The organism is Curtobacterium sp. MCLR17_034 (assembly GCF_003234485.1).
Classification (GTDB): domain Bacteria; phylum Actinomycetota; class Actinomycetes; order Actinomycetales; family Microbacteriaceae; genus Curtobacterium; species Curtobacterium flaccumfaciens.
Map to the genome: position 1 here is coordinate 345,353 of NZ_QKTH01000001.1, position 15,450 is coordinate 360,802.

General features: G+C 71.0%; 13 protein-coding genes and 1 tRNA gene. 5 read left to right on the plus strand and 9 right to left on the minus strand.

Annotated elements, in window-relative coordinates; translation table 11 throughout:
- Positions 1-113: 113 nt before the first annotated feature.
- From DEI98_RS01750 to DEI98_RS01775, 6 genes are read right to left on the minus strand one after another with little or no spacing between them, the layout of a single operon-like run.
- The gene (locus DEI98_RS01750) at positions 114-1,880 is read right to left on the minus strand and encodes a serine/threonine-protein kinase (protein ID WP_111099693.1); all 1,767 of its coding nucleotides are present in this window, start codon (positions 1,878-1,880) and stop codon (positions 114-116) included.
- Entirely contained in the window at positions 1,877-3,331 is a 1,455-nt protein-coding gene (locus DEI98_RS01755; RefSeq protein ID WP_110863675.1) for a penicillin-binding protein 2, read from the minus strand. The genes DEI98_RS01750 and DEI98_RS01755 overlap by 4 nt, the downstream gene beginning before the upstream one ends.
- Positions 3,328-4,773 (minus strand): FtsW/RodA/SpoVE family cell cycle protein, encoded by a 1,446-nt coding sequence (locus DEI98_RS01760; protein ID WP_111099694.1) that lies wholly within the window; start codon positions 4,771-4,773, stop codon positions 3,328-3,330. The genes DEI98_RS01755 and DEI98_RS01760 overlap by 4 nt, the downstream gene beginning before the upstream one ends.
- Positions 4,770-6,122: a Stp1/IreP family PP2C-type Ser/Thr phosphatase gene (locus DEI98_RS01765; protein ID WP_071404143.1), complete on the minus strand. Its 1,353-nt coding sequence runs from the start codon at positions 6,120-6,122 to the stop codon at positions 4,770-4,772. Before DEI98_RS01765 ends, DEI98_RS01760 begins: the two co-directional genes overlap by 4 nt.
- A gap of 6 nt (positions 6,123-6,128) precedes the next feature.
- A complete protein-coding gene (locus DEI98_RS01770) occupies positions 6,129-6,680 on the minus strand; it encodes an FHA domain-containing protein (protein WP_111099695.1) in 552 nt (183 codons plus the stop codon).
- Complete coding sequence (locus tag DEI98_RS01775) at positions 6,677-7,357, minus strand: DUF3662 and FHA domain-containing protein (RefSeq protein WP_017887797.1); 681 nt, start codon at positions 7,355-7,357, stop codon at positions 6,677-6,679. Before DEI98_RS01775 ends, DEI98_RS01770 begins: the two co-directional genes overlap by 4 nt.
- Before the next feature lie 86 nt (positions 7,358-7,443).
- Here DEI98_RS01775 and DEI98_RS01780 point away from each other — a divergent pair.
- Positions 7,444-7,530 (plus strand) — tRNA-Leu (locus DEI98_RS01780).
- An 86-nt stretch (positions 7,531-7,616) separates the two neighbouring features.
- Here DEI98_RS01780 and DEI98_RS01785 read toward each other — a convergent pair.
- Positions 7,617-8,096, minus strand: a complete 480-nt coding sequence (locus DEI98_RS01785) for a hypothetical protein (RefSeq protein WP_071404146.1) — start codon at positions 8,094-8,096, stop codon at positions 7,617-7,619.
- A gap of 90 nt (positions 8,097-8,186) precedes the next feature.
- Between DEI98_RS01785 and DEI98_RS01790 the strand changes: the two genes are divergently transcribed.
- A complete protein-coding gene (locus DEI98_RS01790) occupies positions 8,187-8,888 on the plus strand; it encodes an NUDIX domain-containing protein (protein ID WP_111099795.1) in 702 nt (233 codons plus the stop codon).
- Here the strand turns inward: DEI98_RS01790 and DEI98_RS01795 are convergent.
- A complete protein-coding gene (locus tag DEI98_RS01795) occupies positions 8,871-9,488 on the minus strand; it encodes a TetR/AcrR family transcriptional regulator (protein ID WP_111099696.1) in 618 nt (205 codons plus the stop codon). The genes DEI98_RS01790 and DEI98_RS01795 overlap by 18 nt on opposite strands.
- A 20-nt stretch (positions 9,489-9,508) precedes the next feature.
- Positions 9,509-11,044, minus strand: coding sequence for a PucR family transcriptional regulator (locus DEI98_RS01800; protein WP_111099697.1), 1,536 nt, complete (start codon positions 11,042-11,044; stop codon positions 9,509-9,511).
- Between the two features lie 92 nt (positions 11,045-11,136).
- Here DEI98_RS01800 and gabT point away from each other — a divergent pair, with 92 nt between their 5' ends.
- From gabT to DEI98_RS01815, 3 genes are all read left to right on the plus strand, one after another.
- Positions 11,137-12,498 (plus strand): 4-aminobutyrate--2-oxoglutarate transaminase, encoded by a 1,362-nt coding sequence (gene gabT, locus DEI98_RS01805; RefSeq protein ID WP_111099698.1) that lies wholly within the window; start codon positions 11,137-11,139, stop codon positions 12,496-12,498.
- A gap of 68 nt (positions 12,499-12,566) precedes the next feature.
- Positions 12,567-14,054, plus strand: a complete 1,488-nt coding sequence (locus DEI98_RS01810; RefSeq protein WP_111099796.1) for an NAD-dependent succinate-semialdehyde dehydrogenase — start codon at positions 12,567-12,569, stop codon at positions 14,052-14,054.
- The gene (locus DEI98_RS01815; RefSeq protein WP_111099699.1) at positions 14,051-15,448 is read left to right on the plus strand and encodes an NAD(P)/FAD-dependent oxidoreductase; all 1,398 of its coding nucleotides are present in this window, start codon (positions 14,051-14,053) and stop codon (positions 15,446-15,448) included. Before DEI98_RS01810 ends, DEI98_RS01815 begins: the two co-directional genes overlap by 4 nt.
- Positions 15,449-15,450 lie beyond the last annotated feature (2 nt).

Below are 15,450 nucleotides of genomic sequence, written 5' to 3' on the forward strand. Positions count from 1 at the left end.
CCGTCTGTTCGTCCGGGCTAGTGTACGGCAGCACCACCTGGTGAGACGCTGGTCGGGGATGGGTCGACCGAACCGTTACCGAACGGTGTCGACAGTCCCCTTCCGGGGGTCGTTCACAGGTCGTCTTGCGGGGTCTCGGTGGGGTTGATCCCGTCGTCCGGGTTCGTCGTCTCCTGGTCCGTGGGCTCGGTCCACTCGACCTGGGCGCCCGGCGAGGACTCGGAGACCACCGAGGAATCGGACTGCGGCGACTTGCAGGTCACCTTGTACGACAGGGTCACCTTGCCGTACTGGGCGCCGGCGACGGTCACCGCGGTACCGGAGGTGGAGCCGGAGCTGCTGCCGTTCGAGGGGACGGTGCCGTTGTCGATCGTGTACGTGTAGCTGACGTCCGAGTACCCGGCGGGGCAGCTCGTGTACGCGGGCCAGCTGAAGGTCACACGACCGGACTCGCTGACGGTCCCGCCGGTGGCACGCTCGGGCGCCGCTGCGGTCAGCACGTCGCCGAACGCCTTGACGGTGACGAGCGTCCCGGGGGCCAGACTGCCCTCGGGGCTGAGCGACTCGACGGTGCCGACCTGGTCGGACGACGTCGCGTTCGACCCGGCGACGACCTCGGCCTGCAGGCCCCGGGCGCGGAGCTGGTTCGCGACCTGCTCGGCGTTCTGCCCCTGGTAGTCCGCCGCCGACACCGTGACGCGGGTCTCGGTCGGTTCGGGGGACGGGGTCTGCGTGGGCGTACGGGTCGCCTTCGGCGTGCTCGAGGACTTCGTGGGCTCGGGTTCCGGGGCGTTGTTCGCGTTCAGGGCGTACGCGGCGCCGGCGGCGATGGCGAGCACGACGATGATGCCGACGACCCACCAGATCCAGGCGCGCTTCTTCTTCGGTTCCTCGGGCTCGTCGGAGACGGGGGAGCGGGGCGTGCCCGGTCCGCCGGCCATCGCTCCGGCCTGGGTGCCGAGGAGTGCGGTCGCGGCGTCGTTCCCCTGGCCCTGCGGCGGGTTGAACGCGACGGTGCCGTTCTGCGCGATCGCGGGGACGGCCACGGTGGCCGCGGCGACGTCACCACGACGCAGCGCCTGTGCGGCGCGGGCGAGGTTCGCGGCCGTCGCGGGACGGTCTGCCGGCTTCTTCGCGATGCACGAGATGACCAGGGCCGAGACCGGCTCGGGGATGTCCCCGGGCAGCGGCGGCGGCTGCTCGTTGATGTGCGCCATCGCGATCGCGACCTGCGACTCACCGGTGAACGGACGACGACCCGCCAGGGCCTCGTACGCGACGATGCCGAGCGAGTAGATGTCGGTCGACGGCGATGCGGGGTGGCCGCTCGCCTGCTCGGGCGACAGGTACTGCACCGTGCCCATCACCTGACCGGTCGCGGTGAGCGGGACCTGGTCGGCGATGCGCGCGATGCCGAAGTCGGTGATCTTGACGCGGCCGTCGGGCGTGATGAGCAGGTTGCCGGGCTTGATGTCGCGGTGCACCAGGCCGACCGCGTGTGCGGCCTGCAGGGCGTTCGCGGTCTGCGCGACGATGTCGAGCACCTTGTCGACCGGGAGCGTGTGCTCGCGCTCGATCATGGTCGACAGGGCCTCGCCGGGGACGAGCTCCATCACGAGGTAGGCGCTGCCGTCCTCCTCGCCGTAGTCGAAGACGTTGGCGATGCCCTCGTGGTTGACGAGGGCGGCGTGCCGGGCCTCGGCGCGGAAGCGCTCGAGGAAGCCGGGGTCACCGAGGTACTCGTCCTTGAGGATCTTGAGTGCGACGGTTCGGCCGATGACGAGGTCGGTCGCCTGCCACACCTCGCCCATGCCGCCGATGGCGACCCGGGAGGAGAGCTGGTACCGCCCACCGAAGGTGAGTCCGCTGGTGGGTCTCATTTGTTCAGCACCGCCTCCATGACTTTCTTCGCGACCGGGGCCGCGACCGTGTTGCCGACTCCGGACTGCCCGAGCCCGCCGCCGTTGCCGACGACGACCGCGACGGCCACCTCCGGGTCCTTGGCGGGGGCGAACCCCGTGAACCAGAGCGTGTAGGGATCGCCGGTGCCACCTTCGGCCGTGCCGGTCTTGCCGGCGACGTCGACACCGTCGATCTTGGCATTGGTACCGGTCCCCGCGCTCACGACGCTCTGCATGGCCTCGGTGAGGTCAGCGGACTCGGAGGACGACAGCGGATCACTGTACTGCTTCGGGGAGAAGGACTCGACCGTCTTCAGGTCGCTCGTGGTGATCGAGTCGACGAGTGAGGGCTGCATGACCTTGCCGCCGTTCGCGATGCCGGCCGACACCATCGCCATCTGCAGCGGGGAGACCCGGACGCTCGCCTGGCCGAAGGCGCTCAGCATGAGCTGGGCCGTCGAGTCGACGTCGGGGTACTGGCTGGCGGTCGCCGCCATCGGGATCTCGATCGCGTCGCCGAAGCCGTACTTGTCGGCCATGCTCTTGATCGCGTCGTACCCGAGCTTCTGGCCGAGTTCGGCGAAGGGGATGTTGCACGAGTACTGGATTGCCGTGCGCAGCTTGACCTTGTCGCCGCCGCCGCACGTGCCGCCCTCGGCGTTGTTGATGTACGAGCTCGTGCCGGGCAGCTGCAGTCGCGACGGGTTCGGGAACGTGGAGTCGAGGTTGTACTTGCCACCCTCGAGTGCCGCGGAGGCCACCACGAGCTTGAACACCGATCCGGGGGTGTACAGGTCGCCGCCGATGGCACGGTTCTGCAGCGGAGCGGTGTCGGCCCCGAGCAGCGCGTCGTACTGCCGCTTGACCTCGGCCGTGTCGTGCGAGGTGAGCGAGTTCGGGTCGTAGCTCGGCTTCGACACCATCGCGAGGATCTTGCCGGTCTTCGGCTGGATCGCGACGACGGCGCCGCTGTTGGTGCCGAGCGCGTCGTACGCGGCCTGCTGCACGTCCGGGTCGATGGTCAGGTTGACGTTGTCGCCCTGGACGTCCTGGCCTGTGAGGATCGAGTTGAGGTTCTGGAAGAACGAGGCGTCCGAGTTGCCCGAGAGCACGGTGTTCTCCGCGCTCTCGATGCCGGTGTTGCCCTGCCCGATCGTGAAGTACCCGGTGACCGCGGAGTACAGGTCACCGTTCGTGTACTTGCGCTGGTACTGGTACTGGTCGTCCACCGGGGTCGACTCGGCGATCGGGCTGCCGTCGACGAGGATCGCGCCACGCTTGGTGGAGTAACTGTCCAAGATGGTTCGGGAGTTCCGGGAGTCGGCGCGCAACGAGTCGGCCGCGAAGAACTGGATCGACGTCGTCGACACGAAGAGTGCGACGAACATGAGCACGATGACGGTCGAGACACCGCGGAGCTGTCGGTTCATCGACGACGCTCCTTCCTGGTCGCGCGCGCAGACCGCCCGCTCGCGGCGGGGATCGCGCCCTGCTGGACGCGTTGTTCGGCTGGGATGGAATCGGTGAGTCGCAGCAGCATCGCGGCGATGATCCAGTTGGCGATGAGCGAGGAACCACCGGCGGCCATGAACGGCGTGGTCAGACCGGTCACCGGGATGATCCGGGTGATGCCACCGACGACGACGAACACCTGCAGGGCGATGATGAAGCCGAAGCCGACACCGAGCAGCTTGCCGAAGTCGTCCTGCGCCATGAACCCGACGCGGATGCCACGCGAGGCGAACACGATGAAGAGGGCGAGGATCGCGAAGACGCCGATCAGGCCGAGCTCTTCACCGAGCGACGCGACGATGTAGTCGGCGTTGGCGACCGGCGTGATGTACGGCCGGCCCTGCCCGAGCCCGGTGCCGGTGATGCCGCCGTTCGCGAAGCCGAACAGGCCCTGCACCAGCTGGTAGCTCGCCTGGGTGTCGCGGCTGAAGACCTCTTGGTTGAACGGGTCGAGCCACTGTTCGAAGCGACCGCGGACGTACTCCAGGACGCTCTGTGCGACGAGGGCTCCACCGATGAACAGCGTGAGACCGATCGCGACCCAGCTGATGCGTGCCGTGGCGACGTAGATCATCACCAGGAACAGGCCGAAGTAGAGCAGGGCGGTGCCGAGGTCGCGCTGGAACACGAGGACGGCCATCGCAGCGCCCCACATGACCAGGATCGGGCCGAGGTCACGGGCACGCGGGAACGTCATGCCGAGGAACTTCTTGCCGACGATCGACAGCGAGTCGCGGGCGGTGACGAGGTACCCGGCGAAGAACAGCGCCATGGTGATCTTCGCGAGCTCACCGGGCTGGAACGAGAACGGGCCGATCTTGATCCAGACCCGCGCGCCGCCGATGTTCGTGCCGATGCCGGGCAGCATCGGCAGGAGCAGCAGGACGATCGTCAGCGCCATGAAGATGTACCGGTACCGCTGGAGGAACCGGTGGTTGCGGACGGCGACGAGCGTGATGATCGCCAGGACCATCGCGAGCATCGTCCACACGATCTGCTTCACGCCGATCGCGTCCCAGCCGGACAGGCCGTTGTGGACGTCGATGCGGTAGATCTCGGCGATGCCGATGCCGTTCAGGACGAGCGCGATCGGCAGGATGAACGGGTCGGCGTTCTTGGCGACGACCCGCAGCACCACGTGCATGACGAGCGCGAGGCCGAGGATGCCACCGCCGACCCAGAGCACCGACTGGTCGAACAGCCGGCCCTTGGTGCCGAGCTGCACGAGCGCCATCGCTCCCGCGCAGATGCCGCACGCGATGACGAGCAGGAAGAGCTCGAGGTTCCGCGCGCGGGCGGGCTCCCGGAGCTTGATCGTGATCGCCTGGGTGAAGGACTGGGCGGCCGTGGCGTTGCTCATCGCGGGCTCCGCGTGGGGCTCGGCGAGGGCGAACGGGTCGGCGAGGGCGACGGTGACGAGCTGGCGTCGCCGTCCCCACCGGTGCCGGCCTGGTCCTCGCCGGTCGCGGCGGCCTTGCGCAGGCGCTCGACGATGTCACGTGCGTCGGAGAGTGACTGCGCGTTGATCGTCGAGCGGACGTTCTCGCGGGTGTAGTCCGGCAGCGACGAGACCGTGATGTCGCTGTCCTCGTACACGTCCGACAGCGCCAACGGCCCGATCGACTGCTGCACGCCCTTGTAGATCGCGACGGTGCCCCGGTCGGTGCCGACGTAGTAGTGGTCCTGCGTGATCCGCCAGCCGACGAACACCGCGCCGACGAGCACGGCGACGGCGACCACGAGCGCAACGGTCCAGGACACCCGACGGCGGATGCGGCGTCGGCGGTCCTCGGCGATGAGCTCGGCGAAGAACTGGTCGGACTCGGGCTCGAAGTGCGAGTCCTCGGGGGCGGTGGTGACCTTGAGCGGGTGCAGCAGGATCGTGGGGAGGCGGATCGGCTTGCGACCGGTCGACGCCTCGAAGGTGAGCGGTGCCGCGGCGGAGCCGACCGTGGTGGCCGCGTCGTCGTCGTCCTCGGGTTCGGTGTCCGTGACGTCCATCACCACGACGGTGACGTTGTCGGGGGCGCCGTGGTCGAGCGTCTCCTTCACCAGGCGCTGCGTGACCTGGTTGGCGTCCATGTTCGACGCCAGGGCGTGGCGGATGCGCTCTTCGGCCAGGTACGAGGACAGGCCGTCGGAGCAGAGCAGCCAGCGGTCGCCCGGCTGGATGTCCATGATCGCCGTGTCGACCTCGGGTGCGGCGTCGACGTCGCCGAGCACGCGCATCAGCACGGAGCGACGCGGGTGGACCGCGGCTTCCTCCGGCGTGATCCGACCGCTGTCGACCAGCCGCTGGACGAAGGTGTGGTCGGACGTGATCTGCTGCAGCTCGCCGTCGCGGTGACGGTAGATGCGGGAGTCGCCGATGTGCGCGATCGCGATCTGCTCGCCGACGCGGATCATCGCCGACACCGTGGTGCCCATGCCGGTGAGCTCCTGGTGCTCGAACACGGTCTCGGTGATCAGCTGGTTCGCCGCGATGAGCGCCGACTGCAGCGCGAACTCGGCGTCGTGCGCCGACGGGAACTCGCGGTCGACCTCGCGGATGCGTCGGATCGCGATCGCCGAGGCGACGTCACCGCCGGCGTGGCCGCCCATGCCGTCCGCCACCGCGAACAGGTGCGCCCCGGCGTAGCCGGAGTCCTGGTTGTTCGCGCGGATGCGCCCCACGTGGGACACAGCGGCGCTCAGCGTGCGAGCGGTCATGCCGGGTTACCGCCGCAGCTCGAACGTCGTCGTCCCGATCGTGATGGGCGTGCCCTCTGTCACGAGGACGGGAGCGCTCACCTTCTGACCGTTGACGAAGGTGCCGTTCGTGGACTCGAGGTCGGTGAGGAGCCAGCCGTCGGCGCGGAGGTCGAGGCGGGCGTGGTTGGTCGAGGTGTAGTCGTCACGGATCACGACGTTCGACTCGCTCGAACGCCCGATCGTGATGGGGCCGCCACCCAGCGGCATCTCCATGCCCTCGCGCGCTCCCTCGGTGATGACGAGTCGGGCCGCGGCCGGCGAAGCGGGCCGCTGCCCACCACTCGGCTGACCGATCACGTCGGTGAACGCACCGCTCGACGCGGGCCCGGGGGCCGCCGCAGCGGGGACGGTGGGGGTGCTGGGCCCGGACGGCGCGGACTTGGGATCCGTCGGGATCGTGCGGACGCGTTGGCCGAAGAGATCGCTGCGCAGGGCGAACACGATCACGAAGACGAACAGCCAGAGCACCGCGAGGAACGCGAAGCGCAGGACGAGCAGGGTCAGGCCTGTGGTCATCGAGCACCTCCGTCGTTCTCCGGGATCACCCGGAACACCATACGGGTACGACCGATCTCGATGGTGGAGTCCGGCTCAACGATCGCCTGCTGGAAGTGCTGACCGTTCAGTTTCGAGCCGTTCGTGGAGCCGAGATCGGTGGCCTGGGCGTGCTTGCCGTCCCACAGCACCTCGACGTGCTTCCGGCTCGTCCCGGTGTCCGCGATGGTGATGTCCGCGTCGCTGCCGCGCCCGATCACCGTGCGCCCGCGGTGCAGTCGGTGTCGCTGCGAGCCGATGTCGAGCACCGGGATCCAGGCCACGTCGCGCTGCACGGTGGTGGAGTCGACCTGCAGGATGCCCGTCGAGAGCGTGCCGTCCTGCTGGAGCCGGATGGTGACCGGGCCGGAGAACGAGTAGTTCTGCGCGACGGCGTGTTGGTGCACCATCTGGGTCAGTTCGTCGATGAGCGGGCGACCGACGTCGTTCATGCGCGTGCAGTCCGGCGGCGCCAGGCGCACGGTGAACTCGTTCGGCACGAGGATGCGTTCACGGGAGACCACCGCGGCCTTCGTGTCGAGCTCGCGCCGCAGGGCGCTCGAGATCTCGACGGGCTGCACCCCGGAGCGGAAGGTCTTCGCGAACGCGCCGTTGACGGCGCGTTCCAACCCTCGCTCGAAGTTGTCCAGCAGGCCCATGCGTCTCCCGTGTCGTCGGTCGTCAACCACTGCATGGTAGTGGTTGGCGTTGACACCCGTCTGTGCGTGGTAGTGTTTCGGGGCTGGCGCGAGTGGCGGAATTGGTAGACGCGCACGGTTCAGGTCCGTGTGCTGGAAACGGCGTGGGGGTTCAAGTCCCCCCTCGCGCACCAGGCGAAAACAGGAAAGGCCCCGGAGGAATCCGGGGCCTTTCCTGTTTCTCGGGCCGGGCCGGGGACGGCCGTCGACGCGTCCGGCCTCAGCCCCGGTCGGCGTCCGTCGTGTGGTCGGCATCCGGCCTGGAGGCACGGCTCGGCCCCGACACGCCGGTTCCGTCGAACCCGTGGTCGGCTCTCCGGGCCTGCTGCGGGGCGAAGAACGGGCGCGCGCTGGGCAGGAACAGCAGGACCGCGGCGACGACCGACAGCGCGATCGTCAGGACCGCGAGTTCGCCGCCGGTGACGCTCAGGAGCGCGCGGAAGGCCGCGACGACGACGAGCACGATGCGCGCGACGCGGGAGCCCGCGGCCATCCGGAACACCGCCCACGTCACCAGGGCCCAGAGCACCAGGGCGACGATCCCGGCGAGGACCGGCGCCTGGCCGACCGCCGCGTCCGTCGCGAAGAACTGGAGCACCGTGGCCGCGACGCAGGCTGCCACCCACACCAGCCACAGCACGAAGGACACGGTGACCACCTGCGGTCGGTCCGGTCGTCGGAGGATGAACGTCCTGGTCATGCTGCACCGTCCTCTGCCGCTCCCTGGTGCGGCACGTCGAGCGTACCGAGCGGACGGGGTCCTGCCGAGGTGCCCCGCTACGGTGACCGGGTGACCGACGAACGCACCACCGTCCAGCGTCCGGGAGTGGACGTCCCCGACGACCGTGGTCGGACGGGCCTCGACGCCGTGGGCCGTGCCCTCGACCGCAACCCGGACGTCGTCGTGCGGGACGTCGAGGTGGTGTCGAACGGGTGGCACGTGCTCCGCCGCACGACCCTCGACGTCCGGCGCCGTGACGGTCGGTGGGACCGGCAGCAGCGCGAGACCTACGACCGCGGGAACGGTGCGACGGTCCTGCCGTTCGACGCCGAGCGCGGCACCGTCCTGCTCACGCGGCAGTTCCGGTGGCCCGCGTACGTGAACGGACACCCGGACGGCATGTTGATCGAGGCCGCGGCGGGACTGCTCGACGAGGACGACCCCGAGACCGCGGTCCGGCGTGAAGCCGCCGAGGAGCTCGGCATCCGGCTCGGCGCGCTCGAGCACCTGGGCGACGTGTTCATGAGCCCCGGTTCGGTCACCGAGCGGGTCCACTTCTACCTCGGCGCGTACACGCCGACCGACCGGGTCGAGGCCGGGGGCGGCGTCGAGGACGAGGGTGAGGACATCGAGGTGCTCGAGGTGCAGCTCGACGACGCGCTCGCGATGGTGGCGGACGGTCGGATCGCCGACGGCAAGACGATCATGCTGCTGCAGTGGGTGGCGATGCGGTCAGTGGCACTGCGGCGGGTGTCACCCCGACAGGGCTGACCCGTCCAGGCCCACCGCTCGTGCGATCGTCGTGCGGACCAGGCCCTCGCGGGTCGCGCGGTCGAGGTAGTCGACCAGGGCGTACCCGTTGGTGGCGTCGACGAGCGCGAAGAGCAGGCGTCCGACGCCGTCCGGGTCGTCGGTGTGCAGCACACCCGCGCGCACCCCGTCGGCGACGACCGTGGTGGCGAGGAGCTGCCAGTCGTCCATGACGTCCCGTGCCGCGGTCGCCAGTGCCGCGTTCGTGCGGCCGATGCTCCACGCGTCCGCCCACAGGGTGGCGACGTCGTCGCGGGCGGGATCGGCGATGCAGCCGAGCAGGGTGCGGAGGCCGGAGACGGGGTCGGGCGCAGCGGCGACGATCGCGCGGACCTCGGCGACCTCGGCGTCCGCGACGGTGCGGAACGTCTCGCCGACCAGGTCCTCCATGCTCGGGCGGTAGTGGGCGACGAGCGAGGGTGCGACCCCGATCACGGCGGCGACCCCGCGGAGCGTCACCGCCGCGAGGCCCTCGGCACGCGCCAGGTCGACGGCGGCCGCCGTGATCTGGGATCCGCGTTCGGCCGGGCTCAGGCGCCGGCGGGCCGGTGTCGACGGCATCGTCCCACCGTATCCGCGCGTCACGCGCCCTCGACCACGAAGGCTGCCCAGAGGTCGGCCCGGGTCGAGAAGACGGAGAGGTCACGGTCGAGGAGCCGACCGGCGTGCTCCACCCGGGCGCGGGCGGTGTGCCGGTGGATGCCGAGGACCCGTGCGGCGCGGTCGTACTCGCAGTTCTCCTGCAGCCAGGTCCGGACGGTGCCCGTGAGCTCGGTGCCGGCCGTGCGGTCGTGGTCGAGCAGCGGGGCGAGGAACGCGCGGGCGACGGCACCGGCGTCCACGTCGACGTGGGCGAGGTGGGCGAGCACCCCTTCTCGGGCGAGGTCGCCGAACTCGGTGGTGCCCGGGCGTCCTTCACGACGTCGATCGAGTGCCTGCACGGCCTCGGTGCGGGCGCGCCCGAAGGACCGGTACGCCGCGCCGTCGGACAGGCCGGCGCGCAGGTCGAAGCGGTCGACGAGTTCGGCGACGATCCCGGTGTCGTCTGCGTTCACGCAGAGGAACAGGGCGTCGTCGACCGCGAAGAACAGGTGGCCCGGCCGGTCCTGCACCCACAGTTCGAGCAGGTCCACCACGGTGTCGAGTTCGTGGTCGGGGACGTCGACAGCCGCGATCCGGACGGGTTCGGCGGGCAGCGGCCCCCACACCTCGCGTGACGTCGCCTGCACCACCTCGGGTTCGCCGACGGACAGCATCGTGAGGAGTCCGGTCCGCAGGAGCCCCCGGGCACGGGCGAGCTCGCGGTTCTGCTGCAGGGCGAGGCCGGCCAGGGCGATCACGGCCGTGACGACCTCGCGTCCGGCCCGGTCGAGTGCTCCGCCGTTCGCGATCGCGAGCACGCCGCTCAGGTGCCCGCCGCTGCCGAGCGTCTGCAGGGTGTACCCGACGCCGCGGTCCGTGGCGACCGGCAGGCTGGCCCGCTGCCCGGAGCGCAGCAGCCGCAGCGCCTCGGTGCGCAGGAGGTCGAGGTCGGCAGCGGGCAGACCGTCGGCGGGGTGGCCGCGGTCGAGCCGCCCGGAGACGTCGAACAGGCCGACCCACCCGTCGAGCTGGCGGGACAGCTCGGCGATGGTCGCGCCGAGTCCGTCCGGTCGCATCGCGGCGAGCGAGATGGCACGCTGCGCGGCGAGGGCCCAGGCGCCGCGCGCGTTGGCGTCCCGCGCGACCGCTTCGGCGTTGGCCTGCGCGACCGCGATGAAGGACGTCTCGTAGGGCACCTCGAACAGCGGCAGTCCGTGCCCGGTGCAGGCGGTGACCAGGGCGTCGGGAGTACCGGCGCGGACGACCTCGGTGCCGAACCCGAGCGCCACGACACCGCGGTCCACGAGCCGCCGGACGTAGGCCTCGGCGACGTCGTCGCGCACGTCGACCTCGGCACCGAACTGCGTGCCGGTCGTGAGCAGCCCCTGGCCTTCGGCGAGGAACGGGGTCGGGTCCTCGAGGTCCGAGCTGTGCAGCCAGGACAGCGGGGCATCGAGGGTGTGCTCGTTCGCGTCGGTGAGCGGGCGCAGGCGGAGTTCACGCCGGTGCAGCAGGGAGCGCAGCGTTGCGGGCATGCCGTCACCCTATCCACCGGGTCGATCCGCCCGGGGGTCGATGTACGCCGTGGACAGTACGAGTGTGCGGTGGTGGCTCCTACCATCGCGGCATGTCCTCCACCGCAGCGTCCGCGACCCGAGCGACCACCGGCGGCCCGTCGCTGCCCCAGGAACGACGGCTCGTCACCGCCGTCCCTGGTCCGCGATCGCAGGAGCTGCTCGCCCGGAAGGCCGGCGCCGTCGCGGCCGGGGTCGGCGTCGCCGTGCCCATCGCGGTCGTCGCGGCCGGCGGCGGCGTCGTGGTCGACGCCGACGGCAACTCGTTCGTCGACCTCGGGTCCGGGATCGCCGTGACGTCGGTCGGCAACGCCCACCCCGGCGTGGTCGCCGCCGTCACCGAGCAGGTCGCGGCCTTCACACACACGTGCTTCACCATCGCCGCCTACGACGGGTACGTCGCCGTCGCCGAGGCGCTCAACCGTCTGACCCCCGGCGACCACGAGAAGCGGACCGCCCTGTTCAACTCCGGGGCCGAGGCCGTCGAGAACGCCGTCAAGATCGCCCGGAAGCACACCGGTCGGCAGGCCGTCGTCGTCTTCGACCACGCCTACCACGGCCGCACGAACCTGACGATGGCGCTGACCGCGAAGAACCAGCCCTACAAGGACGGCTTCGGGCCGTTCGCACCCGAGGTCTACCGCGTCCCGATGTCGTACCCGTTCCACGACGGGCTGTCGGGGCCCGAGGCGGCGAAGCGTGCGATCAGCCAGATCGAGAAGCAGGTCGGCGCCGAGAACACCGCCGCGGTCCTGATCGAACCGATCCAGGGCGAGGGCGGCTTCGTCGTCCCGGCACCGGGGTTCCTCACCGCGCTGTCCGAGTGGACCACCGCCAACGGCGTCGTGTTCATCGCGGACGAGGTGCAGACCGGGTTCGCCCGCACCGGGGCGATGTTCGCCAGCGAGCACGAGGGGATCGTGCCCGACGTCGTCACGACCGCCAAGGGCATGGCCGGCGGACTCCCGTTGTCCGGTGTGACCGGGCGTGCGGCGATCATGGACTCCGCCCACGTCGGCGGCCTCGGCGGGACGTACGGCGGCAACCCGATCGCATGCGCCGCAGCCCTCGCGGCCATCGACGCCTTCGAGCACGACGGACTCGTCGAGCGCGCCGGGGCGATCGGCACGGTCCTGCTCGACGGCCTGCGCAGCGCGCAGGCCGACGACCCCCGCATCGGCGACGTCCGCGGCCGCGGTGCGATGGTCGCGATGGAACTCGTCGACCCCGCCACCGGTGATCCCGACCCCGGGCTCACCGGACGGGTGGTGCGGTACGCGTTCGAGCACGGGGTCATCGCCCTCACGGCCGGCACGTACGGCAACGTCGTGCGCTTCCTGCCGCCGCTGTCGATCGACGACGACCTGCTCCGCGACGGCCTGACCGTCGTCCTCGACGGGCTGGCCGCGTCGTGAGCGCGACCATCCCCGCGACTGCCTGGCCCAGCGTCCCCGACGCCACCGGACCAGCCGCCGAACAGGCGGTGCTCGACCGCGTCCCCACGGGCCTCCTGGTCGACGGTGTCTGGCAGCCGGCGGCCGACGACGCGACCTTCGCCGTCGTCGACCCTGCGACCGGCGAAACACTCCTGCACATCGCCGACGCCTCACCCGAGGACGGCCGGAAGGCGCTCGACGCCGCCGTCGCCGCACGGCACGGCTGGGCGACCACGCCCCCGCGGCAGCGCGCCGAGGTGCTGCGCCGCGCGTTCGACCTGCTGCAGGAGCGACGCGAGGAGTTCGCGCTCCTGATGACGCTGGAGATGGGCAAGCCCCTGGCCGAGGCCCGCGGCGAGGTCACGTACGGCGGCGAGTTCCTCCGTTGGTTCTCGGAGGAAGCGGTCCGCATCGGTGGTTCGTACGGCACCAACCCCGAGGGGACCGGCCGCGCCACCGTCTCGCACAAGCCCGTCGGGCCCGCGTTCCTGATCACGCCGTGGAACTTCCCGTTGGCGATGGCGACCCGCAAGATCGCTCCGGCGCTCGCCGCCGGCTGCACCGTCGTCGTGAAGCCTGCCGAACTGACGCCGCTGACCACCCTGCTGTTCGCCGACCTGCTCGTCGAGGCCGGCGTGCCCGCCGGGGTGGTCAACGTCGTCCCGACCACGCACGCCGCCGACGTCTCCGCGCCCGTGATCGCCGACCCCCGCCTGCGGAAGCTGTCGTTCACCGGTTCGACGCCGGTCGGACGCACCCTGCTCGGCCAGGCGGCACAGAACGTGCTCCGGACGAGCATGGAGCTCGGGGGCAACGCCCCGTTCCTGGTGTTCGCCGACGCCGACCTCGACCTGGCGGTGGAGGGCGCGCTCGCCGCGAAGTTCCGGAACACCGGCCAGGCCTGCACCGCCGCGAACCGGTTCCTGGTGCACGAGGACGTCGCCGACGAGTTCACCCGCCGGGTCACCGAACGGGTCGCCGCGATGCGGGTCGGCCGGGGGACCGAGGACGGCGTCGCCATCGGGCCGCTCATCGACGCCCGTGCCGTGGACAAGGCCCACCGCCTGGTCACCGACGCGGTCGAGCGCGGGGCGACGGTCCGGACCGGCGGGCATCCGGTCGACGGGCCCGGCACGTTCTACGCACCGACCGTCCTGACCGACGTGCAGCCCGGCAGCGCGATCCTCGACGCCGAGATCTTCGGGCCGGTGCTCGCGATCCGCACGTTCCGCTCCGAGGACGAGGCCGTGGCCGCCGCGAACGACACCGAGTACGGTCTGGTCGGCTACGCGTTCACCGAGGACCCGGCACGCGGGCAGCGCCTGATGGAGCGGCTCGAGACCGGCATGCTGGGGCTGAACACCGGGGTCGTGTCGAACGCCTCGGCACCGTTCGGCGGCGTGAAGCAGTCCGGCCTCGGTCGCGAGGGTGGCGGCGAGGGCATCGCCGAGTACCTCGAGACCATGTACACGCTCACCCCGGACCCGTTCCGGCACACCGACAGCACCACGACCGCACAAGGAGCAGCTCGATGATCGAGAAGGACGTCGTCGTCATCGGAGCCGGTGTCGCCGGTCTCACCGCCGCGAACCGCCTGCGGGCTGCCGGCCTGCGGGTCGCCGTGCTCGAGGCCCGCGACCGCGTGGGGGGCCGCACCTGGACGAACGACATCGACGGGGTGACCCTGGAGATCGGCGGACAGTGGGTCTCGCCCGACCAGACCGCACTGCTCGAGACCCTCGACGAGCTCGGCCTGCAGACGTACGACCGGTACCGCGAGGGCTCCAGCGTCTACGTCGACGCCGACGGCACCCGGACCGAGTACACCGGCGACATCTTCCCCCTGCCCGAGGCCACGGCGAACGAGATCGAACGGCTCGTCGCCGTCGTCGACGAGTACGTCGCGAAGGTCGACCCGGCGCGCCCCTGGGAGACCCCGAACGCAGCCGCCCTCGACGAAGTCTCGTTCCGCGCCTGGCTGCACGACCTCAGCCCGGACCGGGTCGCGACCGACAACGTCGAGCTGTTCATCGCCGGCGCCATGCTCACGAAGCCCGCGCACGCGTTCTCGGCGCTGCAGGCCCTGCTGATGGCGGCGTCCGCGGGCAGCTTCACCAACCTGGTCGACGCCGACTTCATCCTCGACAAGCGGGTCGTCGGCGGCATGCAGCAGGTGTCCGAACGGCTCGCCGAGCGCCTCGGCGACGACGTGCACCTGAACGCGCCGGTCCGGACGCTGCGCTGGGGCGACGACGGGGTCGTCGCGCTCGCCGACGGCGGGATCGAGGTGCACGCCCGACAGGCACTCGTCGCGGTCCCGCCGCCCCTGTACTCGCGGATCTCGTACGAGCCGCCGCTGCCCCGACGCCAGCACCAGCTGCACCAGCACCTGTCGATGGGCTTCGTGATCAAGGTGCACGCCGTCTACGACCGTCCCTTCTGGCGTGCGGCGGGCCTGTCCGGCACCGCGTTCAGCCCGTACGAGGTCGTGCACGAGGCGTACGACAACACCTCGCACGGTTCCGAGCAGGGGACCCTGGTCGGGTTCGTCTCCGACCAGCACGCCGACGACCTGTTCGCGCTGTCGACCGAGGAACGGCGGGCCCGGGTGCTCGCCTCGCTGGCGCACTACTACGGTGACGAGGCCCTGTCGCCGGTCGTCTACTACGAGAGCGACTGGGGCACCGAGGAGTGGACGCGCGGCGCCTACGCGGCGAGCTTCGACCTGGGCGGGCTCGTCCGCTACGGCGCCGACCAGCGTGCCGCCGTCGGTCCGATCCGCTTCGCCTCGAGCGACCTGGCCGGGCAGGGCTACCAGCACGTCGACGGTGCCGTGCGCATCGGTCGCGAGGTCGCCGAGGAGATCCTGGCGGTCGTTCCACAGGCCGCTGCGACGCGGGAACCACCTCGGTGGGTCACGGCTGGGTGACC